The organism is Methylobacterium sp. WL12 (genome assembly GCF_008039475.1).
In the GTDB taxonomy this organism is placed as follows: Bacteria; Pseudomonadota; Alphaproteobacteria; order Rhizobiales; family Beijerinckiaceae; genus Methylobacterium; species Methylobacterium cerastii.
Window position 1 is genome coordinate 66,324 of record NZ_VRUW01000008.1, and the last position, 24,861, is coordinate 91,184.

Annotated in this window: 24 protein-coding genes; 16 read left to right on the forward strand and 8 right to left on the reverse strand. The window is 71.3% G+C overall.

Going from position 1 to position 24,861, the window contains the following annotated elements:
- Positions 1-41: 41 nt before the first annotated feature.
- Positions 42-1,022 (reverse strand): ABC transporter substrate-binding protein, encoded by a 981-nt coding sequence (locus FV226_RS05395; RefSeq protein ID WP_147751917.1) that lies wholly within the window; start codon positions 1,020-1,022, stop codon positions 42-44.
- A 197-nt stretch (positions 1,023-1,219) separates the two neighbouring features.
- Here FV226_RS05395 and FV226_RS05400 point away from each other — a divergent pair, with 197 nt between their 5' ends.
- A complete protein-coding gene (locus FV226_RS05400; protein ID WP_147762074.1) occupies positions 1,220-1,597 on the forward strand; it encodes a 4a-hydroxytetrahydrobiopterin dehydratase in 378 nt (125 codons plus the stop codon).
- 121 nt (positions 1,598-1,718) lie between these two features.
- Entirely contained in the window at positions 1,719-1,967 is a 249-nt protein-coding gene (locus tag FV226_RS05405; RefSeq protein WP_147762075.1) for an RAG2 PHD domain containing protein, read from the forward strand.
- Positions 1,968-1,979: 12 nt separating this feature from the next.
- Here the strand turns inward: FV226_RS05405 and FV226_RS05410 are convergent, their stop codons facing one another.
- From FV226_RS05410 to FV226_RS05420, 3 genes are all read right to left on the reverse strand, one after another.
- A complete protein-coding gene (locus tag FV226_RS05410; protein WP_147762076.1) occupies positions 1,980-2,201 on the reverse strand; it encodes a hypothetical protein in 222 nt (73 codons plus the stop codon).
- A 90-nt stretch (positions 2,202-2,291) separates the two neighbouring features.
- On the reverse strand, positions 2,292-3,149 hold the full coding sequence (locus FV226_RS05415; RefSeq protein ID WP_147762077.1) for a metallophosphoesterase: 858 nt from the start codon (positions 3,147-3,149) through the stop codon (positions 2,292-2,294).
- Positions 3,146-3,754, reverse strand: coding sequence for a cation transporter (locus FV226_RS05420; protein ID WP_147762078.1), 609 nt, complete (start codon positions 3,752-3,754; stop codon positions 3,146-3,148). The genes FV226_RS05415 and FV226_RS05420 overlap by 4 nt, the downstream gene beginning before the upstream one ends.
- 163 nt (positions 3,755-3,917) lie before the next feature.
- Between FV226_RS05420 and croR the strand changes: the two genes are divergently transcribed.
- From croR to FV226_RS05465, 9 genes are all read left to right on the forward strand, one after another.
- On the forward strand, positions 3,918-4,394 hold the full coding sequence (croR, locus tag FV226_RS05425; RefSeq protein WP_147751911.1) for a 3-hydroxybutyryl-CoA dehydratase: 477 nt from the start codon (positions 3,918-3,920) through the stop codon (positions 4,392-4,394).
- Positions 4,395-4,448: 54 nt separating this feature from the next.
- On the forward strand, positions 4,449-5,279 hold the full coding sequence (locus tag FV226_RS05430) for an RNA methyltransferase (RefSeq protein WP_147762079.1): 831 nt from the start codon (positions 4,449-4,451) through the stop codon (positions 5,277-5,279).
- Positions 5,280-5,365: 86 nt separating this feature from the next.
- The gene (crtI, locus tag FV226_RS05435; RefSeq protein WP_147762080.1) at positions 5,366-6,943 is read left to right on the forward strand and encodes a phytoene desaturase family protein; all 1,578 of its coding nucleotides are present in this window, start codon (positions 5,366-5,368) and stop codon (positions 6,941-6,943) included.
- 68 nt (positions 6,944-7,011) lie between these two features.
- Positions 7,012-7,422, forward strand: a complete 411-nt coding sequence (locus tag FV226_RS05440; RefSeq protein WP_147762081.1) for a DUF2141 domain-containing protein — start codon at positions 7,012-7,014, stop codon at positions 7,420-7,422.
- An 8-nt stretch (positions 7,423-7,430) separates the two neighbouring features.
- Positions 7,431-8,396, forward strand: a complete 966-nt coding sequence (locus tag FV226_RS05445) for an ABC transporter ATP-binding protein (protein WP_147762082.1) — start codon at positions 7,431-7,433, stop codon at positions 8,394-8,396.
- A complete protein-coding gene (locus tag FV226_RS05450) occupies positions 8,393-9,592 on the forward strand; it encodes an ABC transporter permease (protein WP_147762083.1) in 1,200 nt (399 codons plus the stop codon). The genes FV226_RS05445 and FV226_RS05450 overlap by 4 nt, the downstream gene beginning before the upstream one ends.
- A 106-nt stretch (positions 9,593-9,698) precedes the next feature.
- The gene (gene crtI / locus FV226_RS05455) at positions 9,699-11,225 is read left to right on the forward strand and encodes a phytoene desaturase family protein (RefSeq protein WP_147762084.1); all 1,527 of its coding nucleotides are present in this window, start codon (positions 9,699-9,701) and stop codon (positions 11,223-11,225) included.
- A gap of 114 nt (positions 11,226-11,339) precedes the next feature.
- On the forward strand, positions 11,340-12,191 hold the full coding sequence (locus tag FV226_RS05460; RefSeq protein ID WP_246691505.1) for a lysophospholipid acyltransferase family protein: 852 nt from the start codon (positions 11,340-11,342) through the stop codon (positions 12,189-12,191).
- On the forward strand, positions 12,191-13,342 hold the full coding sequence (locus FV226_RS05465; RefSeq protein ID WP_147762085.1) for a glycosyltransferase family A protein: 1,152 nt from the start codon (positions 12,191-12,193) through the stop codon (positions 13,340-13,342). The genes FV226_RS05460 and FV226_RS05465 overlap by 1 nt, the downstream gene beginning before the upstream one ends.
- 30 nt (positions 13,343-13,372) lie before the next feature.
- Here FV226_RS05465 and cutA read toward each other — a convergent pair whose 3' ends face one another.
- On the reverse strand, positions 13,373-13,702 hold the full coding sequence (cutA, locus tag FV226_RS05470; protein ID WP_147762086.1) for a divalent-cation tolerance protein CutA: 330 nt from the start codon (positions 13,700-13,702) through the stop codon (positions 13,373-13,375).
- Between the two features lie 88 nt (positions 13,703-13,790).
- Between cutA and FV226_RS05475 the strand changes: the two genes are divergently transcribed.
- The gene (locus tag FV226_RS05475) at positions 13,791-14,558 is read left to right on the forward strand and encodes an NAD kinase (protein WP_147762087.1); all 768 of its coding nucleotides are present in this window, start codon (positions 13,791-13,793) and stop codon (positions 14,556-14,558) included.
- Positions 14,559-14,972: 414 nt separating this feature from the next.
- The gene (locus FV226_RS05480; protein WP_147762088.1) at positions 14,973-15,752 is read left to right on the forward strand and encodes an SDR family oxidoreductase; all 780 of its coding nucleotides are present in this window, start codon (positions 14,973-14,975) and stop codon (positions 15,750-15,752) included.
- A gap of 185 nt (positions 15,753-15,937) precedes the next feature.
- On the opposite strand, the gene FV226_RS05485 is transcribed toward FV226_RS05480, so the two are convergent.
- The 3 genes from FV226_RS05485 to FV226_RS05495 all read right to left on the reverse strand — a co-directional run bounded on the left by FV226_RS05485 (position 15,938) and on the right by FV226_RS05495 (position 21,198).
- On the reverse strand, positions 15,938-18,682 hold the full coding sequence (locus FV226_RS05485; protein WP_147762089.1) for an ATP-binding protein: 2,745 nt from the start codon (positions 18,680-18,682) through the stop codon (positions 15,938-15,940).
- A gap of 79 nt (positions 18,683-18,761) precedes the next feature.
- Positions 18,762-19,799, reverse strand: coding sequence for an HD domain-containing phosphohydrolase (locus FV226_RS05490; RefSeq protein ID WP_147762090.1), 1,038 nt, complete (start codon positions 19,797-19,799; stop codon positions 18,762-18,764).
- A 37-nt stretch (positions 19,800-19,836) separates the two neighbouring features.
- Positions 19,837-21,198: a pilus assembly protein TadG-related protein gene (locus FV226_RS05495; RefSeq protein WP_246691501.1), complete on the reverse strand. Its 1,362-nt coding sequence runs from the start codon at positions 21,196-21,198 to the stop codon at positions 19,837-19,839.
- Positions 21,199-21,685: 487 nt separating this feature from the next.
- Between FV226_RS05495 and FV226_RS05500 the strand changes: the two genes are divergently transcribed.
- From FV226_RS05500 to FV226_RS05510, 3 genes are all read left to right on the forward strand, one after another.
- Complete coding sequence (locus FV226_RS05500) at positions 21,686-22,348, forward strand: TadE/TadG family type IV pilus assembly protein (protein ID WP_238272218.1); 663 nt, start codon at positions 21,686-21,688, stop codon at positions 22,346-22,348.
- Entirely contained in the window at positions 22,345-22,929 is a 585-nt protein-coding gene (locus FV226_RS05505) for a TadE/TadG family type IV pilus assembly protein (RefSeq protein ID WP_147762122.1), read from the forward strand. Before FV226_RS05500 ends, FV226_RS05505 begins: the two co-directional genes overlap by 4 nt.
- Before the next feature lie 265 nt (positions 22,930-23,194).
- On the forward strand, positions 23,195-24,748 hold the full coding sequence (locus FV226_RS05510; protein WP_147762092.1) for an FAD-dependent oxidoreductase: 1,554 nt from the start codon (positions 23,195-23,197) through the stop codon (positions 24,746-24,748).
- Positions 24,749-24,861 lie beyond the last annotated feature (113 nt).

A 24,861-nucleotide genomic window follows, 5' to 3' on the forward strand; every position in this document is an offset into this window, starting at 1 on the left:
ACGGGTGAGGACGGCCCGGCGGTTCGAGTCGCTGGCGCGGATCAACCGGTCGTCCCGTCGTAGTACAGGCCCGGCGGCAGGCCGGTGCCGGTGCCGACGAGGCGCTCGCCCCCGAGCCGCGACATCACCGAGAACAGCCGCTCGCCGTCGCTGCGCTCCTCGGCCACGGGCCGGCGCGGGATGCCGGCGAGGTATTCCCGCTTCAACGCCTCGAAGATCGCGTCGTCGTCGGCCGCCATCAGCGGGCGCACGATCGTCCAGGCGGAGGGGTCGCCGGCCAGCATGTCCTTGGCCGCGCGCACGGCGCGGACGAAGCCTGCCATCGCCTCGGGCTTGTCGGTGACGGTCTTCGCCTCGAACAGGTAACCGATCAGTGCGAACGCGCCCTTCGCACCGAGCGCCCGCATCATGTCGTCGGCGCCGATCAGCCGGCGGAAGCCCTTGGCTTCGAGGCGCGCGCAGTAGGTCCAGTAGGTCAGCGCCGCATCGAGCGAGCCTTGCTCGAGCTTCAGCGCGATCAGGGGCGGCGCGCCGTAGGCGATCTCGCTCTTGGCCTCGATGTCGAAGCCGGCGGCGTCCTGCGCCTGGGCCTTGAGCAGCAGCCAGTTCTTGTCGAGGGGGCCGCCGCCGACGCCGAGGCGCTTGCCTTCGAGGTCCTTGAGGGTCTTCACAGGGCTTGCCGCGGGCACCATCACGGCGCCCTCCGAGGTCGAGGCCGGCACGTAGCGCATCGCGCGGCCCTCGTTGCCGAGGCGGGCCGCCCAGAGCAGGTCGCCGACGATCACGTCGACCTGGCCGCCCATGAAGGCGATGCGCGCCGCGTCGTTGCCGGCGAGCTTCACGAGGTCGAGGTTGAAGCCGTTGGCGGCGTCGAGCCCGCGCGCCTTGATCAGCGCGGCTTCCCACGCGACCGTGCCGAAGGGCAGGCTGCCGAGGCGTACGCTCGGCGCCGCCAGCGCCCGATGCGACAGCATCGGCAGGCCGGCGAGCGCGGCGGCGAGCAATCCGCGCCGTGACAGCATCGCGCCTTCTCCCTAGAGATCGTCTCGGCCGATCTTGGCCTTGTGCCGTTCTCGGCCGGAACCGTGAGGCACCGGCGCCCGCGGAACCATTGTGCAGAGGTCTTAGGGCGCGGGGGGCGGCCCGTCCACATCCGCCTTGCGCGGTCGCGGCCGCCGGGGCAGGCTCGGGCGGGGAAAACCGATCGGGAGAGACGACCATGGCCGAACCGCGCGAAGGCGCCCTCGACGACGCGACCATCGCCGCACGGATCGCCGCCGAGATACCGGCCTGGCGTTACGAGGACGGGTGGATTCGCCGCACCTACAAGACTGCCAGCTGGAAGAGCACGCTGATGGTGATCAACACCGTCGGACACCTCGCCGAGGCGGCGTGGCATCACCCCGACCTCACCGCCTCCTACGCCTGGGTCGAGGTGCGGCTGATGAACCATGCCGCCAAAGGCATCACCGACAAGGACTTTGCGCTGGCCCGCAAGATCGAGGAGGTCGTCTCCTGGCAGCCGGGCCTCGAAGGCGCCGGCCTGGAGGGCACGCCGACGGACCCGCGCTTCGCCTACGTGAAGTACGACAAGTAGGGCGTTCCCTAACGACACCCTCACGGCGTCGCGCGGCCTAACCGCTCGATTCCTCACGGTCGCGGCCCGATCTTGGCGGTGCGGTCCCATCCCCGGGACCGCGCCAGCCCCGCGTGAGACCATGCCGAACCTGTCGATCGCCGCCGTCCCGTCGCCCGCCCGCCCAGCCGCCGCGGGAGCACCCGGCCTCAGCTTCACCATCGGGCAGGATGTGAGCGGCTGTTGGGTCGCGCTGGAGAGCCGCGGCATCGCTGGCGGGCTGTTCCGGAACCGCGACGACGCGATCCACTATGCCGGGGTCGAGATTCGCAACGGCGCCGGCGAGATACGCTTCGCCACCGGGCCGGTCGCCTTCAGGATCGGCCGCTGAGGTGCGCTGCGGTCACGGGGCGTTCTTCACCCGGCGGCACTCGGTCTTGAGGTAGGAGGTCTTGCCGATCTCGTCGCGCAAATCCGTGCGGGCGATGATCTCCTGCCAGCCGTTGGTGCAGCCGAGCTCGTTCGCGACGCGGACCTTGCGCACCTCCAGGGCCTTGTCGTCGGTGCAGGCTTCCTGCGCGATCGAGTTGGCGCAGACGAGGACGACGGCGAGGAAGGTGTTCACGGACAAGGTTCTCCCGCGGATGGACGTGGCAGCCTTACGCGCGAACCGCGCACGAGGTTTCGCGCCGGGCGCGTCGTCCGCGGTCGTCGCTCAGGCCGGGCTTCGCGCCAGCGTGACGACGCGGTCGGCGGCGTAGGTCGCGCCCTCGACCGGGTTCGCCACCCAGCGGCAGCGGCCGATCGCCATGTCGTGCCCCGCATGGAAATGACCGGACACCCACAGGTCGGGTCGCGCCGCGTCGTCGAGGTCGTCGAGCACCGTCGTCGCGTAGAAGGCCGGCACCCACCACGGCACCCCCGGTGCGTCGCGGAAGGCGTCGGCCGCACGCGGGCTCGGCGGATGGTGCGTCACCGCCACCGTCGGCCCGTGGAAGGGCTGTGCCAGGGTCGCCAGCAGCTCGGCCCGCTCCGCCGCGTGCGCCGCCATCGCGTCGGGGGGAAGCCAGACCGTGCCGTCCGCCTTGCGGATCGAGCCGCGATACTCCCGCGAGCCGGTGATCGGGTCGGTCATGCGGTCGGCCGCGTAGGCCACCGGGTCGGCCGGGCGGTCGGGGGCGTCCGGCCCGAGCCAGCGCCCCGCCAGCGACCAGTCGCTCCACAGGGTCGCGCCGACGAACCGGACCCCGTCGAGGAGGCAGGCGCCGCCGTGCCGAAGCAGGTGGATGCGGGCGCCGCCTTCGTTCAGGCGCGCGACCTCGGCCGCGAGCGCGGCGAGGAGCTCGGGCGCAGTGCGCCCGTCGCCGGTCGGCGCGTAATGCTCGTGGTTGCCCGGCACGAGGACGACCGGCCTGCCTCCGGCCAGCGCCAGCACGGCGGCGAGCCCGCGCTCGGGGTGTCCTTCGTACAGGTCGCCGGCGCAGACCATGACGTCGAACGGCCCGCTCGGCGGGGCGATCAGGTCGAGGCGGCGGCGCTCGAGGTGGAGGTCGGAGATCGGGAAGATTCTCACGGGGTCCGTCCTGCGTCGTGCGCGGCGCGGCGCTCGGCGGCGGCCGCGCGAAGGATGTCGCCGGCCGAATCCGCGTTGAGGATGGCGATGCCGGCCGCCGCGATCAGGTCGGGCCAGGGCGAGGGCTGGAACGCGGTGACGAGGCCGGCGGCGATGATCGCGAGGTTGGCGTAGGCGTCGTTCCGGGCGGATAGCCAGGCGGCACGCGTCAGGCTGCCTGCGCCGTCGCGGTGGCGCGACAGCATCAGGGCGCAGGTGAGGTTCACTGCGAGCGCCCCGAGCCCGGTCAGCGTCAGCGGAAGCGGCGCCGGCGCGCTCATGTCCGAGACCTTCTCGTAGGCCGCGTAGGCGGTGGCCAGCGCCGGCACCATCAGGATGCCGGCCATCGCCGTGCCGAGGCGCGCGCGGTTGGCCGCGCTCCAGCCGAGGCCTGCGAAGATCAGCAGGTTGATCGCCGCATCCTCCAGGAAGTCGAGGCTGTCGGCGATCAGCGCCACCGAGCCGATCGCCAGCGCCACCGCGATCTCGATGCCGAAATAGCCGAGGTTCAGGCCCGCGACGCGCAGGACGACGGTGCGGAGCGGGGGAGAGGCGGCAGATTCCACGCGGGCGACGGTGTCCGTTACGGGGCGGGCCGCCTCTTCGCCCACCCGGTGCCTGCTGTCGAGCCGCCCTTACGCGTTTCGTCCGGCTGGATTCGGAGGCCGTCCTGTGCGAGGCGGGTCGGCCATCGGACCGAATCCGTTCGGCCGGAACGAGGAGTCTCAGATGTTGCCCGAATTGCGCGTTCTCTACTTCGAGGACCTCGAAGTCGGGCTCTCGGAGACCCTCTCGAAGACGATCGCCTCCTCCGACGTGGTCGGGTTCGCCGAGATCACCGGCGACCGCAACCCGATCCACCTGTCCGAGCACTTCGCGGCGCGCACGCCGTTCGGCACCCGCATCGCCCACGGCCTCTACACCGCCGGGCTGATCTCGGCCGTGCTCGGCACCCGCCTCCCCGGCCCCGGCGCGGTCTACATCAGCCAGACCTTGAACTTCCGTGCGCCCGTGCGCATCGGCGACACCGTCGACGTCACCGTCGAGGTGGCCGAGCTGGTGCCCGAGCGGCGCCGCGCCCGCCTCAAGTGCACCTGCGCGGTGGCCGGCGAGGTCGTGCTCGACGGCGAGGCCCTGGTGAAGGTGCCGACCAAGGCCGAGGCCGACCCGCTGGCGGTCCGCATGGGCGGCCGCCCGCCGGCGTGAGCGGTTCCCGGTGCTCGGGCGCATGATGTCTCCTTGCGATCGTGACCTTCCGGCATGATCCAGATCTCCGACCCGGCCGATCCGCGCATCGCCCCCTACGCGGCGATGCGCGAGCGCGACCTCGTCGGGCGCGCCGGGCGCTTCATCGTCGAGGGCGAGGTGACGCTGCGGCTGATGCTGTCGCCCCGCGCCCGCTTCCGCACCGAATCGATCCTGCTGCTGCCCGAGCGCGTCGCCGGGCTCGCGGCCGCGATCGAGGCTTGTCCCGATCGGCCGCCGGTCTACGTCGCCGACCGCGCCGTGATGAGCGCGGTGGCGGGGTTCCCGATCCATCGCGGCGTGCTGGCCGTCGGAATTCGCGGCTACGACGCGGGCGCCGAGGTGCTCGTTCCGCAGGCGGCCGCCCCGGCTTTGGTCGTAGGCCTGGCCGGCTTGACCAACCACGACAACGTCGGCGGCCTGTTCCGCAACGCCGCCGCCTTCGGCGCCGACGCGGTGCTGCTCGACGCTGGCACCTGCGATCCGCTCTACCGCAAGGCGATCCGCGTCTCGGCCGGCGCCGCCCTCACCGTCCCCTTCGCCCGCCTCGATCCCGGCGTCGACTGGTTCGCGACGGCCGCCGCCCTCGGCCTGGAACCGCTCGCGTTGAGCCCGTCCGGCGCCGAGGATGTCGCCGACCTCGCGCCGCCGTCGCGTGCGCTGCTCATCCTCGGAACCGAAGGCCCCGGACTGCCGGCCTCGGTGCTGGCGCGGATGCGCGGGCTGCGCATCGCTATGGCCCCCGGCTTCGATTCGCTCAACGTCGCCACCGCAGGCGCGATCGCGCTGCATCGCCTCGCGTGCGGGCTCCGCACTGCGCGCGACAATGAGCACCCATTGCCTTGACCCCGCAGCGAGCTAGCTTGACCGCACGGTGGAGCGGGCGGCAGCCCGTCGTCCGCCGGGAAGTTCGGATCGGGGAGTCGGGCGCGTTGCTTCAATCACGTGAGGGCCTGCGGACGTTGTCCGGGCGCCGGGTCGTCGTCGTCGGTGCGGGGCCCGGCGGTCTCGCCACGGCCCTGTTGCTGGCGCGCGCCGGCCTTCAGGTCACGCTGATCGAGAAGGACGGGCAGGTCGGCGGCCGGACCAAGACGGTGTCGGCGCCCGGCGGCTACAAGTTCGACATCGGCCCGACCTTCTTCCTTTATCCCCAGATTCTCGCCGACATCTTCGATAGTTGCGGCGAGCGGCTTGAGGATCACGTCAAGCTCGAGCGGCTCGATCCTCAGTACCATCTCGTCTTCGAGGCGGGCGGCGAGATCCGCGCCACCGGCGACATGGACCGGCTGGAGGCCGAGGTCGCGCGCATCGCCCCGGAAGACGCCAAGAACGTCAAGCAATTCTTCGCCGACAACCGCGTCAAGCTGAAGTTCTTCAAGCCGGTGCTGGAGCAGGCGTTCCACACCCTGCGCAGCATGGCGAGTCCGGGGATGCTGCGGGCGCTGCCGCACCTCCATCCCGGCCGCAGCGTCGACCGCGACCTGCAGCGCTACTTCAAGGACCCGCGGGTCCGCCTCGCCTTCGCGTTCCAGACCAAGTACCTCGGCATGTCGCCGTTTAGGTGCCCGAGCCTGTTCACGATCCTCTCGTTCCTCGAATACGAGCACGGGGTCTACCATCCGGTCGGCGGGTGCGGCGCGATCTCGGAGGCGATGGCGGGCCTGTGCCGCCGCATGGGCGTCGACATCCGCCTCGGCACCTCGGTTGAGCGCGTCACCTTCGACGGCAAGCGCGCCGACGGCGTGATCGTGGACGGCGAGCGGATCGCGGCGGACGCCGTGGTGATCAACGGCGACTTCGCACGGGTGATCCAGGACCTCGTCCCGGAGGAGCACCGCCCGCGCTGGCGCGACCGGAAGATCGAGAAGGCGCGCCTGTCGTGCTCGACCTTCATGATGTACCTCGGTATCGAGGGGAAAGTGCTCGACAGCCTCGGGCACCACACCATCCTCCTGGCGGAGGATTACGCGCGCAACATCCGCGAGATCACCGACGGCATCCTGCCGATGCAGCCCTCGGTCTACGTGCAGCATGCCGGCTACACCGACGGCGGCATGGCGCCCCCCGGGCACACCGCCCTCTACGTCCTCGTGCCGGTGCCGAACCTGAAGGCCGGGATCGACTGGCCCGCCACCCGCGCGACCTACCGCGCCCTGGTGCTGGAGCGCCTGAAGCTCCTCGGCCTCGACGACGTCGAGAGCCGCATTCGCTTCGAGCGCATCGTCGACCCGGTCGAGTGGCAGGACAACTTCTCGGTGTACGAGGGGGCCACGTTCAACCTTGCGCACGATTTGATGCAGATGTTGTACTTCCGCCCGCACAACCGCTTCGGGCCGGGCTTGTACCTCGTCGGCGGCGGCACGCATCCGGGCTCGGGCCTGCCGGTGATCTACGAGGGCGCGCGCATCTCCGCGCGCCTGCTGATCGAGGAGTTGGCCGGCGCCCGCGTCGCCGAGACCTCCGGCGTGCCCGAGACCGCCGCGCTGGCCACCGGCGGCGAGACCTCGTGAGGTTGGGCGGGCGCCGCACCCTCCGCACGTCGCTCTCGACTCCCCCATCCGCCTGGGCGCTCGGTCGGATGGCGGCGGCCCTTTTCGCGGTTCTGTTCGCCTTGCCGGCGGCGGCGGCTACCGTCGAGGTCGTGGTGGAGGGCGCCGACCCGGGCGCCTCGGTCTCCGTCGCCCTGTGCCAGGGCGGGCTGTCGGAGGAGGCGTGCAGCGCCGGGCAGGAGACCACTGCGCGCGGCGGCGCGGTCACCGTGGTGTTCCGCGACGTGACGGCCGGCCGCTACGCGGTCGCCGCGTTCGAGGACGTGAACGGCAACCGCCGGCTCGACCGGACCGGCCTCGGCCTGCCCACGGAACCCTACGGCTTCTCCGGCGGCGCCGGGCTCAAGGCCCGCCCGACCTTCGCCGAGGCCGCCTTCGACCTGCGCGAGCCCGGGTCCGCCCTGCGGGTCCGCCTCGCCCGCGCCCTGCCCCGACGCTGAGGCGCGCCGTGACGGAGCCTCTCGTCCGCGTCGCGGGCGCCGCCCTCGCCTATCGCGACCGCCGCGTGCTCGACGCCGTCGATCTCGTCCTCGACGCGGGCGAGATCCTGGCGCTGCTCGGGCCGAACGGCGCCGGCAAGACCTCGCTGATGCGCCTGATCGCCGGGCGCCTCGCGCCGCAGGCCGGGACGGTCCGGGTCGGCGGGCAGGATCCGTTCCGGGTCCGCGCCGCGCGGCGCGGAATCGGCTGGGTGCCGCAGGAGATCGCGCTCTATCCCCGCCTCACCGTCGCCGAGAACCTCGGCGTGTTCGCCCAGCTCGTCGGCCTCGGCCGGCGTGAGCGGGCGGGGGCCGTGGCCGAGGCCATGGCGCTCACCGACGTCGCCGAGGCGGCGGGACGCCCGGTCGGGCTGCTGTCCGGCGGCTACCAGCGCCGGGTGAACATCGCCGCGAGCCTGATGTGCAAGCCGGGCCTGGTGCTCCTCGACGAGCCGACGCAAGGCGTGGACCTGACGGCGCGGGCCGCGATCCACGCCGTGCTCGGCCGCCTGCGCCAGGAGGGCACCGCGATCCTGATCGCCACCCACGACTTCGCCGAGGCCGAGCGCCTGGCCGACCGCGCCGCCTTCATGGCCGCCGGCCGCATCGTTCGCGAAGGCACGCTCGCCGACATGCTGGCCGAGCTTCGCCAAGGCGTCCCCGAGCGCGAGGTCGCCCTGACCCTCCCCGCCGGGCCGGCGGCCGACCAGGCCCTGCGGCATGCCGGGTTCGCGCCCTCGCACAGCCCGCTGGTCTGGCGCGCCGCCCCCGGCGTCGGCCGCGTCCTCGACGGCGCGGACCTGCTCGACGCGCTGCGCGCGCAGGCGGTGCCGGCCTGCGAGGTCCGCGTGCGGGCGCCCGGCCTCGAGGCGCTCTATCTCGACGCGCTGGCCGGCGACCCCGCGGCCCTGCGCGCGGCCGGGGCTGGCCGATGATCGGCGCCGCCTTCCGCGTGATGTGGATCAGCCTGATCCGCGACCGCGCCGCCCTGACGATGGCCTTCGTGCTGCCGACCGTGATCTTCGTGATCTTCGCGGCGATCTTCTCGGGCGCGATCGGAGACCGCATCCGCATCCATCTCGGGCTGGCCGACCTCGCCGGCACCGCCACCACCGAGCGGCTGATGAAGGCCCTGGAGGCCGACCCGTCGCTCCGCGTCACCCGCCTGCCCGAGCGGGACCTGCCGGGCGTCGTCGCGGCGGTGCGCCGCGGCGAGGTCGACGTGGCGCTGGCGATCCGCGGCGACCTGTCCGCGCCGGCCGCCGGAGCGGCGGCGGAGCAGCCGGTGGTGCTGGTCGAGAGCCCGGCCAAGGCGCTGGCGACCCCGATCGCGCTGGGCCAGCTCCAGCGCGTGCTGAACGAGGCGCTGCCCGACGTGGTGCTGTCGCGGGTCGTCGCCGACGTCGAGCGCAGCGGCAAGATCGGCGCCGACGAGCGCGCCTTCCTCGACCAGGCCTTCGCCGAGCAGCGCGCCAAGAAGGAACCGTTCAGTTTCGCCTCCCTGGTGGAGCGGCGCAGCACCGCGGCCGGCGCCGCCAACGAGCGGGTGCGCTACTATGCCGGCGCGATCACCGCGGTGTTCCTGCTGTTCGCCGCGATGCAGGGGGCGATGTCGCTCACCGAGGAGCGCGCCACCGGCCTCGCCGACCGGCTGATGGCCGGTCCGGGCGGGCTCGCGGTGATCGTGCTCGGCAAGTTCGCGTTCCTCACCCTCCAGGGCGTCGCCCAGGCCGGGCTGATCTTCGCGGCCGCGGCCCTGTTCTACGGCGTCGAGATCGGGCCGCACTGGCCGGCCTTCCTCGTCACCTGCGTCCTGGTCTCGGCGATGGCGGCCGGGCTGGCGCTCGCCGCCTGCGCCGCCGCCGCGACCCGCCAGCAGGCCCACCTCGCCTCGACCTTCGGCGTGCTGCTGCTCTCGGCGGTGGGCGGCAGCATGGTGCCGCGCTTCCTGATGCCGCCCTGGCTGCAGCAGGCGGGCTGGTTCACCCCGAACGCCTGGGCGATCGAGGCCTACCAGGGTGCGTTGGGCGACGGCGCCGGCGCGGCGCTGGCGGCCTGGGGCGTGCTGTTCGCGATCGGCTTCGCGGGGCTTGGCGCCGCGCTCCTTCTCGTTTCGCGGCGGACAGCATGACGGACCGTCCGGCGCGACCCGGTGGCGCGTTGACCGCCGGTCCGTTCTGCCTAGCTTCTATCAAGCGGACGCCGTCGTCGCGGGCGTGCCGGGAGTATCGATCGTCATGAGCCAGGATTCCACGGTCGCCGTCGTCGGCAGCGGGCTCGGCGGCCTCGCAGCCGCCTGCGTGAGCGCGGCGCGCGGACACCGGGTCACGGTCTACGACAAGAACGACTGGCTCGGCGGCAAGGCGGCGGTGCTGCACGAGGGCGGCTTCCGGTTCGACATGGGGCCGACGATCCTCACCGTGCCCCGCGTGCTGGAGCGCATCTTCGCCGAGGCCGGCCGCAACCTGCACGACTATCTCGACCTGCGCCGGCTCGACCCGCAATGGCGCTGCTTCTTCGACGACGGCACCCGCATCGACCTGATGCAGGACGTCGCCCGCATGGCCGCCGACATGGATCGCTTCGCCCCCGGCAGCGGTGCGGGCGAGGGCTACCGGAAGTTCCTCGACGTCTCCGAGAACCTGCACGGCATCTCGGAGAAGTTCTTCTTCTGGAAGCCGGTCGAGGACCTGTTCGACACCATCAACATCCGCGCCAATCTCAACCCCGGCACGCTGCGCGACGTGCTCGCGCTGCGTATGCACGCCTCGGTGGCGAGCACGATCCGCGGCAAGGTCAAGGACGCCCGCCTGGCTCAGATGCTCGACCACTTCGTGCAGTATGTCGGCTCCTCGCCCTACGGCGCGCCGGCGGTCCTCTGCGCCATCGCCCACATGCAGACGGCGGAAGGGGTCTGGTACCCGATGGGCGGCACCCGCGCCGTCGCCGAGGCGCTGGCCAAGCTCGCCACCGAACTCGGCGCGACGCTGAAGCCGGGTGAGGAAGTCCTGGGCCTCGACGTGTCGGCCGGCGCCGTGAAGGGCGTGCGGACCAAGTCCGGTTCCACCGCCTACGATGCGGTGATCTCCAACATGGATTCGGTGCGAACCTACACGGAGCTGGTCGGCGGCGACGCCGGCAAGGCTTACGCCAAGAAGAACCCCGAGCCGGCCTGCTCCGGCGTCGTGCTCTATCTCGGTCTGAACAAGCGCTACGAGCACCTGAACCACCACGATTTCATCTTCTCCAAGGACCCGGAGGAGGAGTTCGACTGGATCTACCGCAAGGGCGAGCCGGCCCCGGACCCGACCGCCTACCTGGCGGCGCCCTCCTCCACCGACCCGTCGGTGGCACCCGACGGCGGCGAGGCGCTCTACGTGCTGGTGCACACGCCGTACATGCGCCCACACCACGACTGGAAGACGATGTTCCCGGCCTACCGGCAGGTGATCCTGGACAAGCTCAAGCGCACCGCCGGCATGCCTGACCTCGAGGAGCGCATCGTCGTCGAGCGCCATCTCACGCCGCAGGATATCCACGAGCGCTACCACGTGCTCAACGGCGCGATCTACGGGCTGGCCTCCCACGGCAAGGTGATGGGCGCGTTCAAGCCCGGCAACCGCTCGCGGCAGGTGCGCAACCTCTACCTCGCCGGCGGCGCAGCCCACCCCGGCCCCGGCATGCCGATGGTGATGATGTCGGGCTGGATCGCCGCCGACGCGCACGATGCCGACGCCCGCGGGCAGCTCAGCGAATCCGCGTGACCGGCGGGACGGCACTCGGCGCTCCGGTCGGGGCCTGAGCGCATGGCCGACGCGCCCGATCGCAGCCGCCGGTTCCGGGCGCCGCCGCCGGCCTCGCCGGTGGTGTGGCGGTTCATGGTCGCCTACTTCGACCGCTTCCTCCGGCGGCGGATGAACGCCCTGCGCCTTGCGCGCTGGGGCCTGCCGCCGGACCTCGGCCCGGGGCCGGTGGTGGTCTACTGCAACCATCCGGCCTGGTGGGACGCGGCGGTGATCATCCTGCTCGCCGGGCGGCTCTTCCCCGAGCGGTCGAGCTATGCGCCCTTCGACGCGCGGATGCTGGAACGCTACGGCGTCTTCCGCCGCATGGGCGCCTTCGGCGTCGACCTCGACACGCCCCGGGGCGCGGCGCAGTTCATGGCCGCCTCGCGCGAGATCCTGGCCCGGCCGGCGAGTGTCCTCTGGATCACCGCCCAGGGGCGCTTCGCCGACGTGCGCGCGCGGCCCCTCGACCTGCGCGCGGGCGTCGCCCGGCTGGCCGAGATCGCGCCGGACGCGCAGTTCGTGCCACTGGCCCTCGAATACGCGTTCTGGGACGAGAGCGGCGCGGAGGCCTGCGCGGCCTTCGGCGCGCCGGTCTCGGGCCGTGTCCTGGCCGCCCTGCCGCGGGGCGAGCGCCTGGCACGGCTGGAAGCCGACCTCACCGCAATCCTCGACCGCCTGAGCGCCGACGTGGTCGCCCGCGACCCGACACGGTTCCGCGACCTCGTCTCGGGACGCCAGGGCGTCGGCGGCCTGTACGACGGCTGGCGCCGGCTGGCGGCGACCCTGCGCGGGCGACGCTTCGAGCCCGGTCACCGGGCGGCGGGCGGCAACCCCGAGTCGCAGCTTCGGTCGCAAATCCAACCGCATATGCAGTCTCAATCGCAGTTGCACTCTCACTTGCCGTCGCAATCTCAGCCCCCCCCCGAGGACGCGCGTCGCTGATGGCCGACCCTCTGCTCCTCGTCCTCGCGATCCTGGCGCTGGCGGCCGCCCTCCTCCCGGCGGTGCTTGCGGCGATGAACCTGACGCTGCTGCGCACGCCGGAGCCCGAGCCCGAGCCCGGCGAGGCGGGCCTCGTCTCGATCCTGATCCCGGCGCGCAACGAGGCCGGCCACATCGCCGAGACCGTGCGCGCGGCGCTCGCCAGCGTCGGCGTCGCGATCGAGGTGTTGGTCGGCGACGACCACTCGACCGACGCCACCGCCGCGATCGTCGCCGGCCTCGCATTGGCCGAGCCGCGCCTGCGCCTCGTGCCGGTGCCGCCCCTGCCCGAGGGCTGGACCGGCAAGAACCACGCCTGCGCGCACCTGGCCGGCGAAGCGCGCGGCGTGCACCTGCTGTTCGTCGACGCCGACGTGCGGCTGAAGCCGATCGCGGCGGCGGGCCTCGTCGCCCACGCCCGCCGCAGCGGATCGGGGCTCGTCAGCGCCGTGCCGCGGCAGGTCATGGGGACGCTGGGCGAGAAATTCACCGTGCCGATGATCAACTTCCTGCTCGTCGGCTACCTTCCGGTGGCGATGATGCGCGCCTCGATGCGGCCGGCTTTGGGCGCGGCCTGCGGGCAGATGCTGCTGATCGGGCGCGACGCCTACGCGGCCGTCGGCGGCCACGGCGCCATCCGCCGCTTCCTGCACGACGGGGTGAAGCTGCCCCGCCTGCTGCGCGCCGCCGGCCACCGCACCGACCTCGTCGCGGGCCATGCGCTGGCCGACTGCCGGATGTACACCGGCTTTCCGCAGTGCTGGGCCGGCTTCTCCAAGAACGCCCACGAGGGCATGGCGACGCCGGTGGCGCTGCCGGTCTGGACCGCGCTGCTGGGCCTCGGCCACGTGATGCCGGCCCTGCTCGTGCTCGCCGGGTTGCTGGTGGGCCTCTCCGGCGCGACCTGGTTCCTGGCGCTCGCCGCGCTCGCCGTCTCGCTCGCGACCCGTGCCGCCATCACCCTGGTGACGGACGAGCCGGCCGCCACCATCCCGCTCCACCCGGCGGCGGTGGTCGTCGCGCTGGCGATCCAGTGGAACGTGCTGCTGCGCCGCAAACGCGCCGGCGCGGCCGTCTGGAAGGGCCGCAGCTATCCGACCGGCGGAGCCTGAGCGAAGTCCAAATCCGCCATCCCGAAGGGATCAATCGGATTGGGTATCGGTCTCGGCGAGTATCCAGGCCGTCGTGTCCGGGTCGGCGTCCGTGACGGGCAGATGCAGGATGATCGGCGTCTCGTAAGGGTGGCGCGCCTTCAGCGCCGCCGCCAAGGTCTCCGAGAGGCCGGTGCGCGTCTTAACGACCGCGACGACCTCGTCGGCGTGCGCGACCGCGCCCTTCCAGGCGTAGACCGAGCGCATCCCGGGCAGCACGTTGACGCAAGCCGCGAGCCTGTCGCGCACCAGCGTCTCGCCGACCGCGAGCGCCGTCTCGGCATCGGGGAAGGTGGTATAGACGAGGAGCGGACGCTCCATGCTATGGCTCTCCCGACGGCGAAGGCGGCAGGCGCTCGATCGAGCCCGGCGCCGGCCCCGCGTCAACTGAGGTGGTCCCGGGTCCCGCATGCCGCGCTTCCACAAGGTCGCCTTCGTCGCGAGCCCGACGCCCGACGCCCGCGAGGCGGCCGCCGCCCTGATGCGGCGCTACGACCACGTCGCGCCGGAAGAAGCGGACGTGGTGGTGGCGCTGGGCGGCGACGGCCTGATGCTGCAGGTGCTTCACCGCTTCATGGACGCGAAGAAGCCGATCTACGGCATGAACCGCGGCACCGTCGGCTTCCTGATGAACGAGTTCCGCGAGGACACGCTGCTGGAGCGCCTGGAGGCGGCCCATCGCAGCGTCGTCCACCCGCTGCTGATGGAGGCGCACGACACCGAGGGGCGCAGCCACCGCGCCCGCTCGATCAACGAGGTCTACCTGCTGCGGCAGACCCACCAGACTGCCAAGCTCAAGATCTCCGTCGACGGGCAGGTGCGGCTGCCCGAGCTGATCGCCGACGGGGTGCTGGCCGCGACGGCGGCGGGCTCCACCGCCTACAACCTGTCGGTGGGCGGCCCGATCCTGCCGCTGAACGCCAAGCTCCTGGCGTTGACCCCGATCTCGGCGTTCCGGCCCCGGCGCTGGCGCGGCGCCCTGCTGCCGGACCACGCCCACATCCGCATCGAGGTGCTCGACGCCGAGCACCGGCCCGTCGCGGCGGTGGCCGACCACACCGAGTTCCGCCGGGTGTCGATGGTGGACACCTGGCTCGACCGCGAGACCCACCTCGTGCTCCTGCACGACCCCGGCCACAGCCTCGACGAGCGCATCCTGCGCGAGCAGTTCGGCTGATCCTGCTCACTCTCTTTGCGGTGCGCCATTGTCTTTCGCCGAACCGGCAACCGCTTCGACGGGAAATGCTCTCGGTTACAAACCCGATCAGCTTGGCCGTGTCATTGTCTGCCGGCGACCCATTGCAGAAACTGGGAGCGTCCGCTTGCGGGGCACTTGGTGAAGCAGAAACCTATGGCCAGCATGGGTGGAAATCAGCCCGACCGCTTTCGAGATACGGCTTGCCGATAGCTGCCATCAATGGGTGATGCCACCTCTCAAGCACGACGGACTTCGAAATTTGCGGCCATCAGAGAGATCAGGTAGAATATAGGTCTACTTAGGAGTTATCGAAATGATCAATCGTCACCGCTGAATCGCTAGGTGATACGCCAGCGAAGTGATCCGCCGATTGGACACTATTTCGAGATCATCATGCAACGTTTGAAGAACAAGACGTGCGTCGTCACCGGCGCCGCGCGTGGCATTGGCCGCGCCATCGCAGAGCACTTCCATAGTGAAGGTGCTTTCGTCATCGTTACAGACATCGACGACCTGATAGGAGCGGCAACGGCTACCGAGATCGGATGCCAGTTCGAGCCTCTGGATGTGCGCAAGGAAGCCGATTGGGCGCGATTGGCCAGTATCGTTCCGGTGGTTGATGTCATGGTCAACAACGCAGGCGTGACGGGGTTCGAAAACGGAATGGTCGCCCACGATCCGGAGCATGCCAGTCTGACGGATTGGCAAGCGGTGCATAGTGTCAATCTGGATGGCACCTTTCTCGGATGCCGCTATGCGATCGGCGCGATGAAGGTCAGTGGCACAGGTTCAATCATTAATATTTCGTCGCGCTCCGGGTTGGTAGGCATTCCTCTGGCGGCGGCATACGCCTCTTCCAAAGCAGCGATCCGCAACCATAGCAAAACGGTCGCGCTCTACTGTGCGCAGCAGGGCTGGAAAATCCGCAGCAATTCTATTCACCCCGCTGCTATCCTCACGCCGATCTGGGAACCGATGCTGGGGAGCGGGCCGGAGCGAGAGGCTCGAATGCAGGCACTTGTCGCCGATACGCCCTTAAAGCGCTTTGGGATGCCAAACGAGGTTGCTGCGATTGCTGTTATGCTCGCATCAGACGAAGCAACTTACGTCACCGGAACGGAATTCAACATCGACGGCGGGCTTCTGGCAGGTTCCGCCGCTTCTCCGGGGTGACTGACGTAGGTGCGGCTCTGCTCGCAATTCAATCGCTTGTTTATGACCGGTTAGGAGAAGGTCTGAAGCAACCTCATGCGACGGGGTTGGGTCGGAAAGGGAACGTCCGCTTCAGGGCGAAAGGCCAAAGTCCGCTCACCGCCCTCAGCGGACAATCCCACGGCCAAGCTGAGCGGATTCCCACCCTAAGCCGCCAGATCCCGCCGGACCGCATCGTCGGCGAGCGCCTGGAGCGTCTCCTCGAACACGGCGCGGATTTGCGCGATCTGCCGCGTGCCGGGGATCGCTCGCTCCCCACGTGCCCGCCCCTCGACGGCGGCGAGCAGTCCGACCAGCCGGATCGCTCCGACGTTGGCACTCATCGACTTCAACCCGTGGGCGGCGCTGGCGACGACGGCCGCGTCGCCGTTCGGGATCGCGGCTTCCAAGGCGGCGAGCGCCACCGGTGCCTGCGCCGTGTAGAGGCCGAGTACCCGGGCCAGGAAGGCGCCGTCGCCCATTTCGGCGAGGCCTTCGAGGGTTTCGCGGTCCAAGAGCGCCGGTGCGTCGGGAAGCGCTGGCGCGTCGTCGCGCGTCGGCAGGCCGGCCGTCGGCGTCGCCGCGTCGTCGAACGCTTCGGGCGCCGTCCCCGTGTCCATGCCGGGCGCGTCCGCGGCGACGAAGCGGCCGAGCACCTGCGCGAGCTGGGCCAGGGTGAAGGGTTTGGCCAGCGTCCCGTCCATGTCCGCGTCCTGCCACGCCGTGGCGCCGTCGCCGATCACGTGCGCGGTCATCGCGACGACCGGCAGGCGGGCGGCGCCGGCCTCGGCTTCGCGGCGGCGGATGGCGCGCGTCGCCTCGAACCCGTCGAGGACCGGCATGCTGCCGTCCATCAGGATCAGGTCGAACCGGGCGGCGGCGCTCGCGGCCACCGCCTGCGCCCCGTCCCCGACGGTGATCACGTCGGTCACGCCGCAGCGCGCCAGGGCCTCGACCGCGACCTCCAGGTTCACGGCGCTGTCGTCGGCCACGAGCACGCGGGCGTGGGGGAAGCGCGGCAGGGCGTCTGCGGCCGACGCGGAACGCTGCGTGTTCGCGGCGAACGGGCGGTCGGCGGCAAGCGCCGCCAGCACCGGCCGCCACTCCGCCTGGACCACGGGCCAGCGCAAGACCTCGTCGGCGAGCCCGGCGCGGAGCGCCTGCTGGCCCGCCGGATCGCCCATCGGCGCCACGGCGACCACCCGCAGGGCCGCGTCCGGGCGGCGCCCGCGGACGAGGAGTTCGGCGGCATCGAGGATCCAGGGTGCGCGATCCGCCGCGGTGTCGGCGAGGGGTGCGAGGTCCGCCTCGACGAGGCCCGCCGCCAGCGCGACGCGCGTCGCACCGCCGAGGCCGGCCAGGACGACGCCCGCCGGCGCATGGCCGGCCCGGCGGATCGCCTCGGCCGGCTCCGGTGCCGCGATCGGAATCCGCGCCCAGAAGGTCGAGCCCACGCCGACGCGGCTCTCCAGGCCGACGGTCCCGCCCATCGCCGCGATCAGACGCTCGGCGATCGAGAGGCCGAGGCCGGTGCCGCCGAAGCGGCGGGTGGTGGATTGGTCGGCCTGGGTGAAGGCGGTGAAGACGCCGGCGATCTTGTCCTGCGGGATGCCGATGCCGGTATCCGTGACGGCGATCTCCAGCATCCGGCCGTCGTCGCGGGTGCCCATCCGGACGAGGACGTGGCCGGCTTCCGTGAACTTCAGCGCGTTCGAGACGAAGTTGCTCACCACCTGCCCGAGGCGGACCGGGTCGCCGACCATCGCCGCCGGCACGTCCGCGCCGACCTCCACGGCCAGGTCGAGGCCGCCGTTGCGGGCGCGCTCGCCGAACAGGGTGACGACGGTGTCGGCGATCTCGCGCGGGCTGATCGTGGTGCGCTCCAGCTCGAGCTTGCCGGCCTCGACCTTCGCGAAGTCGAGGATGTCGTTGATGATCGCCAGCAGCGACTGGCCGGAGCGCGCGATCACCTCGGCGTAGCGGCGCTGGCGTGGCGGCAGGTCGGTGGCGGCCAGGAGTTCCGCCATCACCAGCATGCCGTTCATCGGCGTGCGGATCTCGTGGCTCATGGTGGCGAGGAAGGTCGACTTCGCGGCGTTGGCGGCGTCGGCCTGCTCGCGGGCCTCGCTGAGGTCGTGGGTCCGGACGCGGACCTCCTCTTCCAGGCCGGTGCTGTAGGCGGCGAGCTGCCGGTCGCGGACGTTCACCGCGCCAAGCAGGTCGTTGAAGGTCTGCGCCAGCGCGCCGACCTCGTCGTCGGTGGTGACGTCGGCGCGCCGGCTGTAGTCGTGGCGCGAGCGCACGGCGTCCATGGTGCCCGCAAGCGCGGTGAGCGGGCGCGTCACCGCGCGCTGCAGCCGGAGCGAGACCGCCAGGCCGACGAACACAGCGACGAGGCCGGCAAGCAGCGCGTTCAGGGCGACGTCGCCGAGGCGCTCGGCGAGGTCGCCGGTCTCGGCCACGACCACGACCCGGCCGATCGCGCGCTGGTTCTCCAGGACCGGCTCGCCGACCTTCAGCGTCCGCGTCAGCATCAGGGCGAGGAGCGAGGGCCGCTCGGTGGCGTCGAGATCGAGGTCGTCGGCGAGCCGCAGCCCGATGCCCTGCTCGCCCAGGATGCTGCCGTCGGCGCGCAGCAAGGCGGCGTAGACGAGCGAGGGGTTGCGCGCGATCGCGCGAAGGGTGGTGTCGGCGGCGTCCGCGTCGTCGCCGGCGATGGCGCCGGCGCCGCTATGGGCCAGCACGCGCGCCACCGTGCGCAGCGCCTCGCCCTTGTCGGCGGCGTAGCGGTCGACCTCGCGCCAGACCGAGAGCGTCGTCGCGACCAGCAGCGCCACCGCGACCGCGCCGATCACCGCCCAGGCGACCCGGCCCGCGAGGGACCGCCTTGGATCGAGTGCCTTCCAACGCATCGCGCCCCGTACCCTTCCGACCGTGTCGTCCGCCGCCCTCACCGGACGCCGCCGACCTTGAAGCCGATCTTGCCGCCGATCACGCCGCCAAAAGCTGGCATTGCCGTTCGACCTCGGCCCAGCCGGCCAGGAACGCCGCGACGCAGGCCGGGTCGAAATGAGAGCCCGCGTTCTCGGACAGGAGCGCTCGCGCCTTCTCCAGCGGCCACGCCGCCTTGTACGGGCGCTCGGAGACTAGCGCGTCGAACACGTCGGCCACGGCGACGATGCGGCCCGAGAGCGGGATCGCCTCGCCCGCGAGGCCCGCCGGGTAGCCGGTCCCGTCCCAGCGCTCGTGGTGGCTCGCCGCGATCTCGGCGGCGAGCCGCACCACGTTCGAGGTGCTGCCCTCGAGGATGCGGCGGCCGCGCTCGGCGTGCTTCTCCATCTCGCCGCGCTCCTCGACAGAGAGCGCGCCGCGCTTGAGCAGGATCGCGTCGGGTACGCCGATCTTGCCGACGTCGTGCATGGTCGAGGCGAGGCTCAGGAGGCGGCAGTACTCGTCGTCGAACCCGAGGTTTCGCGCGATGATGCCGACATAGGTCGAGACCCGCGCGATGTGGTTGCCGGTGTCGGTGTCGCGGTGCTCGGCCGCGCGCATCAGGAGGTCGATGATCTCGCGCTCCCGGGCCTCGATCACCGACACCGCGGCGGCGACCTCGCGGGCGAGCCACGCCCCGCGGTCCTGCTCCTGGCGGTAGGCGTGGCTGATCTTCATCAGGTTGGTGACGCGCGCCCGGATCTCGGCCGGGTCGAACGGCTTGCCGAGGAAGTCGGTGGCGCCCGCATCGAGCGCCTGCCGGCGGATCGCGCGCTGGTCCATGCTCGTCACCATGACGACCGGCACGTGCGCGAAGCCCTCGACCTCCCGCGCGGCCGCGATGAACTCGATCCCGGTCATCCCCGGCATGTCATAGTCGGTGATGGCGATGCCGATCTGCGCGACGTTGGCGCGCAGGAACTCGAGCGCCGCCAGCGGGCAGGTGAACTCCACCGGCTCGCAATCGGGCACGGGCTTGAGCGCCTGCACCACGAGCAGGTTGTTCAGTTCCGCGTCGTCGAGGATCAAGGCGAGCATGGCGCTCCCTCCCGTTTGCGATGAAGGCGACGGGCCGTCATTGCGTCAGCAGCAGCCGGCCGGAGATCGGGCCGACGCCTTTCGGCACCGGCACGCTCGTTCCGGCGTAGTTCGCGTTGAGGACGAGGTTCGGGCCCTCGTAGAGGTTGATCTGCTGGGCCACGATCACGGTGTAGGCCGACTGGTCGGCCACCGGCTTCGACGAATCGATCACGAGGCGCCCGGCCGGCAGGTAGATCGTGCCGAGCATGGTGCGGGCGTTGTCGCTGATGATGCGGTAGATCCGCACCGGCTTCGTGATCGCGAGCGGCGGCGGCGTCGGGCTGATGAGGTCGCCGAGCAGCGTGTCGACGAGGGCCGTCGGGTCGATGGGAAGCAGGACGCCCCGGTCCTCGGACATCAGCAGGCCGGCCATGACGCCGGTGACCGGCGCCTTGAGGCTGATGGTGGTCTTCTTGTCGAAGACCAGGCCGCCGTTGTTGCCGGTGAAGTAGAACGCCACGTCCTCGCCGATCAGCGTCGCCTTCTTGTCGACGATGAGCGGGCCGTCCTTCATCACGTAGACGCCCGGCTTCAGCGTGACGACGGCGTCGTCGGTGATGTGCAGGCCGGCACAATAGGTGCCGGGCTCAAGCATCATATTCTGCTTGATCGTCTTCATGGCGAGGACGTTGAGCAGGTTCAGCGGAAACGGCAGCGTCATGCAGGGCTCGATCGGCGGCGCGGCGCGGTCCTTCAGAGGGTCCTCGATCACCGGGCATCCGGTCTGCGGCGTCGGGCTGAAGTTCGCGCGCACCCCGAGATAGCCGCCGGCCGAGCAGATCGTCTGCGCCTTGGCCATCGCGTTCGCTTGGCCCACCATTCCCGTTCCCGAGGCGGAATTCGAGTAGAGGGCGCAATCGGTGGCGGTGACCTGCGCGCTCTTCTGCAGGTTGAACGCGCCGGCCGCGTAGGAGTCGAGCGCCAGCATGCATAGGCGCATCCGGCCGACGACGCTCGCCTGCGCCTTCACCGCGAGCTTGGCGGCGGGCAGGCCGACGAAGCTGCCGAAGGACAGCTTGTAGGTCTCGGAGGCGGCCACCGTGACGTTGGTCTTGTCGGGCGCGACGGTGACCGCGACGGTCAAAGGCCGGTCGGACGGCGACTTCGCCTCGGACCGGACCGTCTGCTCGGTGATGCCGGTCACCGCGGCGGTGTTCGACAGGGCGAGCTTGAGGGCGTTGCCGCCGGCCAGCGCCCCGGCGTCGGCGGCCGCCTGCAGCTGGGATCGCCGGGCGGCCAGGCGCGCATAGTCGACGCCGCCGCCGACGAGGCCGAGCAGCACCGTCGCGACCAGGCCGAAGATGAGGGCGACGGCGCCGCTTCGGTCGGCTCCGAACGACCGGATGCGGGATGCCACGAACCCGAACCCGTGGCTCGACGCTTGCCCCGCTCGACGCCCGCTTTCCATCCCGACCGCCTCCTCGGCCCATCATGAACCCCGGGTCTACAGAGACCGGATTAATGAATGGCCCTGATCGTCCGGCCGAATTCCGCACAGGACGCGCCGAACCGCGAAGGATGCCGCGATCAGGAAACAACGAGCGGTTGTTTCGAGAGGCGTAGACCAGCATCGCGTTGCCGTACGCGGTGACGAGCTTATAAAATTGCACGCTCAGGTAGAGTTTTTGCGCGAGATTTTGGCGCGATCCGGCGTCGGACGCTCTAGGACGGCGTGGTATCTAAAACTCAGAGTTGTATAACCGGCGTTACTCGGATGCGCACCGGGCGGATGTCGATTCTTCCGGTCGATCACAGAAATTTTAAAGCACTCGGCCTCTAGACTGCCGTCCACCCAGGGCTGGGCCGTGCCGACGATCGGTGGTCCGTGCCCCTTCAGGCTATCGATGCGCCGGACGATCCAGATACGCCGTGAGCTGCCGGACGACCGAAACGGACTCCCCGGCGCGATCGTCGCCTGGGCGACGGGTCTGCCGGCGCGCCTTCGTTCGGCATCCGGCAAGGGCGGACGCCACCCGCGGTTGCTGGCCGACCGGCGCGGCGTCGCCGGCGTCGAGTTCGCGATGCTGGCGCTGCCGTTCTTCGCCCTCCTCGGCGTCGTCGCCGAATCCGGCGTGGTCGTGCTCGCGCAGCAGACCCTCGACGTCTCGGTCGACCGGGCGTCGCGCCTGCTTCGCACCGGCGAGTTCCAGGACCGCGCCGACGGGTCCGATCCGAGCCAGCGCCTGCGGCAGCTGATGTGCGGCAATTCCAGCCTGTTCTTCGCCTGCCGCGAGGTCCGCCTCGACGTGACGCGCGCCGCGAGCTTCAAGGGCTCGCAGGTGGCCGAGCCCTACGACACGCAGACCAAGACCGTGGCCCAGAGCTTCGGGACCCAGTTCCAGTGCCCGGCCGGGGACGACGTGATCGCGATCCGCGCGGCCGTCCCGATCCTGCGGCTGTTCTCGTTCCTCGACTTCACCGGCCGCCGCCTCTCGGACAACCGCCAGCTCCTGGTCTCGACCGTGATCTTCCGGGCGGAGGCCTACGACGCCAAGCCGTGCCAATGACGGCCTGCCGGGGCGGTCTGCGTCGGTTCCTGCGCGCGCGCGGCGGCGTCAGCGGCGTCGAGTTCGCCCTCGTCGCCCCGATCCTGCTCCTGATGTTCATGGCCTCGATCGAGCTGCCGCGGGCGTTCACCACCGCCCGCCGGGCCTCGCTCGCGGCGACGACCATGGCCGACCTGATCTCGCGGGACGACGTGACCGACGTCGCCGAGGTCTACGCCGCCGCCCAGGCGGTCACGAGCCCCTACGACCTCGCCCGCGCCGGGATCGTGCTCACCGCGGGGGGCGTCTACCTCGACGGGCTGACCCCCGTGGCGAAGGTCTGCTCCAGCGTCGCGCGCAACGACCCGCCCCGGTCGGCGGGCTCGACGATCGGACCAGCCCCGCCCGGCACCGCGAGCCCCGGGGACCGGCTGGTGATAGCGGAGATGCGCCTGCCCTACACCGCCGTGTTCAGCGTCTTCCCCGTCCTCAAGAACTGGACCTTCGTGGTGCGCAAGACCTGGCCGGTGCGGACCGGAAAGGCCTATCTCGGCCGCGAGGAGGTCGTGCTCCCCGGCGGGAAGCCCTGCGCGGTGTTCTGAACGGGGTTTTTGCCGGCGCGGTCATCCCGCGTCGCCGAGCGTCGTGTCGCCGTGATGGTCGAGGCCGGCCCGAAGGAGATCGCCGCCGGGCGCGAACATCGCAGCCCGACGACGGTGCGGATGCGGCACGAACCGGCGACGAAGGCCGGTGTTCGAATGGGTCCGGAAGTCCGCCGTGCTCCCCACCTGGCAAGAGGCAACCGGAACGGGTTCGGCGACTTGAATAGCCCGGGCGCGATGGCGCTCGCCAGGAGCGACGCCAGACATGCCCGGAACCGAGATCCGCCTTGCCCTCGATGCGATCCCGATGGGGGGCATGACGGAGGGGGCGGCCGGGGACGAGAAGGTGCTGTTCGTGCGCGACGCCTCCGGCGTGCGGGCGTTCCAGGCCAAGTGCCCCCACCTCGGTGCGCCGCTGGCCAAGGGCGAGATCTGCGGCGGGCGCCTCTACTGCCCCTGGCACAAGGCCGCCTTCGCGCTGGCCGACGGCACCCTCGAAGAGCCGCCCGCCCTCGATTCCCTGACGCGCTACCCCGTCCGCATCGAGGGTTGCGAGGCCGTCGCCACCCTCACGCCGGAGCCGGCGCCGCGCAAGAGCGTGGCCGCGACCGTGGAGAGCGTGCTCGTCGTCGGCTCGGGCGCCGCAGCCATCGCCTGCGTGAAGACCCTGCGCCGCGAAGGCTATGCAGGCCGCATCACCCTGGTCGGCCGGGAGGCGCACCAGCCCTACGACCGGACCAAACTTTCCAAGCAGTTCCTGGCCAAGCCGACCCCGCCGGACAAGGTGCTGATCGAGCCCGACTTCACGCAGAGCAATCAGGTCGAGCGCGTCACCGAAGAGGTCGTCAAGGTCGATCCCGCCCGGCGCGACGTGACGCTCAAGGACGGCCGGACGCTCACGGCCGACGCGATCCTCGTCGCCACCGGAAGCCGGGCGGTGATGCCGGACTTCCCCGGCCACGACCTCGACGGGGTCTTCACCCTGCGCAGCCTGGACGACGCGGTGCGCGTCAGCGAGGCGGCGGGCGCGGCCAAGACGGTCGTCGTGGTCGGCGCCGGCTTCATCGGCATGGAGGCCGCCGCGTTCCTTACCAAGCGCGGGTTGTCCGTCACGGTTCTAGCCCGCGAGGCGGTTCCCTTCGCCGAGCGCTTCGGCGAGGCGGTGGGCGCGGCGCTGAAGCGGTACCATGCCGGCAACGGCGTCACCTTCGAGACCGGCTCCGTCGCCAGGATCGCCGGCAGCGGCCGCGTCGAAGCGGTCGAGACGGAGGACGGACGGCGCCTTCTGGCCGACATCGTCCTCGTCGGCGCCGGCGCCAAGCCGGAAACCGACATGGTCGCCGGCATCGAGGCCGAAGAGGGCGGCGGGCTCAAGGTCGGCGGCGACCTCAAGCTCGCGGACGGCGTCTGGATCGCGGGCGACATCGCCGCCTTCCCGGAGATGGCGAGCGGCGAGACCGCGCGGATCGAGCATTGGCGCCTGGCGCAGCAGCACGGCACGCACGTGGCCCACGCCATCCTCGGCCGGGGCGGCGCGTTCGCGGGCGCTCCGTTCTTCTGGAGCAACCAGGGCGACAAGCGACTCGATTACGGCGGCTACGCCAAAGCGTTCGACCGGGTCGTCCTGCAGGGCGACGCCGCCGCCCTCGATTTCATCGCCTATTACGTCACCGGCGACCGGGTCACCGCCGCCTGCAGTATCGGTCGCAACGGCGCCTTCACCGCGTTCCTGCACCTGCTCGGCCTCGGGCGTCTGCCCTCGGCGGCCGAGATCGAGGCCGGGGCGGATCTGCCAGCGCTCGCGAAAGAGGCTGCCTAGGATCTGCCTGGTGATCCATCGAGGACGGCGGCGGCAGTGGGCCTGAGCTGCCGCCGCGTCCGTTCCCCGGCGGGCGGCCGCTCGGGCCGGCCAGCCAAGCGGCCCGACGCAGA

What these genes read in the sequence shown, in the direction of transcription:
- FV226_RS05395 (WP_147751917.1), bottom strand. Translation starts at nt 1,022, where the DNA reads ATGCTGTCACGGCGCGGATTGCTCGCCGCCGCGCTCGCCGGCCTGCCG.
- FV226_RS05465 (WP_147762085.1), top strand. Translation starts at nt 12,191, where the DNA reads ATGGCCGACCCTCTGCTCCTCGTCCTCGCGATCCTGGCGCTGGCGGCC.
- cutA (WP_147762086.1), bottom strand. Translation starts at nt 13,702, where the DNA reads ATGGAGCGTCCGCTCCTCGTCTATACCACCTTCCCCGATGCCGAGACG.
- FV226_RS05480 (WP_147762088.1), top strand. Translation starts at nt 14,973, where the DNA reads ATGCAACGTTTGAAGAACAAGACGTGCGTCGTCACCGGCGCCGCGCGT.
- FV226_RS05510 (WP_147762092.1), top strand. Translation starts at nt 23,195, where the DNA reads ATGCCCGGAACCGAGATCCGCCTTGCCCTCGATGCGATCCCGATGGGG.
- FV226_RS05450 (WP_147762083.1), top strand. Translation starts at nt 8,393, where the DNA reads ATGATCGGCGCCGCCTTCCGCGTGATGTGGATCAGCCTGATCCGCGAC.
- FV226_RS05460 (WP_246691505.1), top strand. Translation starts at nt 11,340, where the DNA reads ATGGTCGCCTACTTCGACCGCTTCCTCCGGCGGCGGATGAACGCCCTG.
- FV226_RS05405 (WP_147762075.1), top strand. Translation starts at nt 1,719, where the DNA reads ATGCCGAACCTGTCGATCGCCGCCGTCCCGTCGCCCGCCCGCCCAGCC.
- FV226_RS05485 (WP_147762089.1), bottom strand. Translation starts at nt 18,682, where the DNA reads ATGCGTTGGAAGGCACTCGATCCAAGGCGGTCCCTCGCGGGCCGGGTC.
- FV226_RS05430 (WP_147762079.1), top strand. Translation starts at nt 4,449, where the DNA reads ATGATCCAGATCTCCGACCCGGCCGATCCGCGCATCGCCCCCTACGCG.
- FV226_RS05500 (WP_238272218.1), top strand. Translation starts at nt 21,686, where the DNA reads ATGCGCCGGACGATCCAGATACGCCGTGAGCTGCCGGACGACCGAAAC.
- FV226_RS05400 (WP_147762074.1), top strand. Translation starts at nt 1,220, where the DNA reads ATGGCCGAACCGCGCGAAGGCGCCCTCGACGACGCGACCATCGCCGCA.
- FV226_RS05505 (WP_147762122.1), top strand. Translation starts at nt 22,345, where the DNA reads ATGACGGCCTGCCGGGGCGGTCTGCGTCGGTTCCTGCGCGCGCGCGGC.
- FV226_RS05440 (WP_147762081.1), top strand. Translation starts at nt 7,012, where the DNA reads ATGGCGGCGGCCCTTTTCGCGGTTCTGTTCGCCTTGCCGGCGGCGGCG.
- FV226_RS05475 (WP_147762087.1), top strand. Translation starts at nt 13,791, where the DNA reads ATGCCGCGCTTCCACAAGGTCGCCTTCGTCGCGAGCCCGACGCCCGAC.
- croR (WP_147751911.1), top strand. Translation starts at nt 3,918, where the DNA reads ATGTTGCCCGAATTGCGCGTTCTCTACTTCGAGGACCTCGAAGTCGGG.
- crtI (WP_147762084.1), top strand. Translation starts at nt 9,699, where the DNA reads ATGAGCCAGGATTCCACGGTCGCCGTCGTCGGCAGCGGGCTCGGCGGC.
- FV226_RS05490 (WP_147762090.1), bottom strand. Translation starts at nt 19,799, where the DNA reads ATGCTCGCCTTGATCCTCGACGACGCGGAACTGAACAACCTGCTCGTG.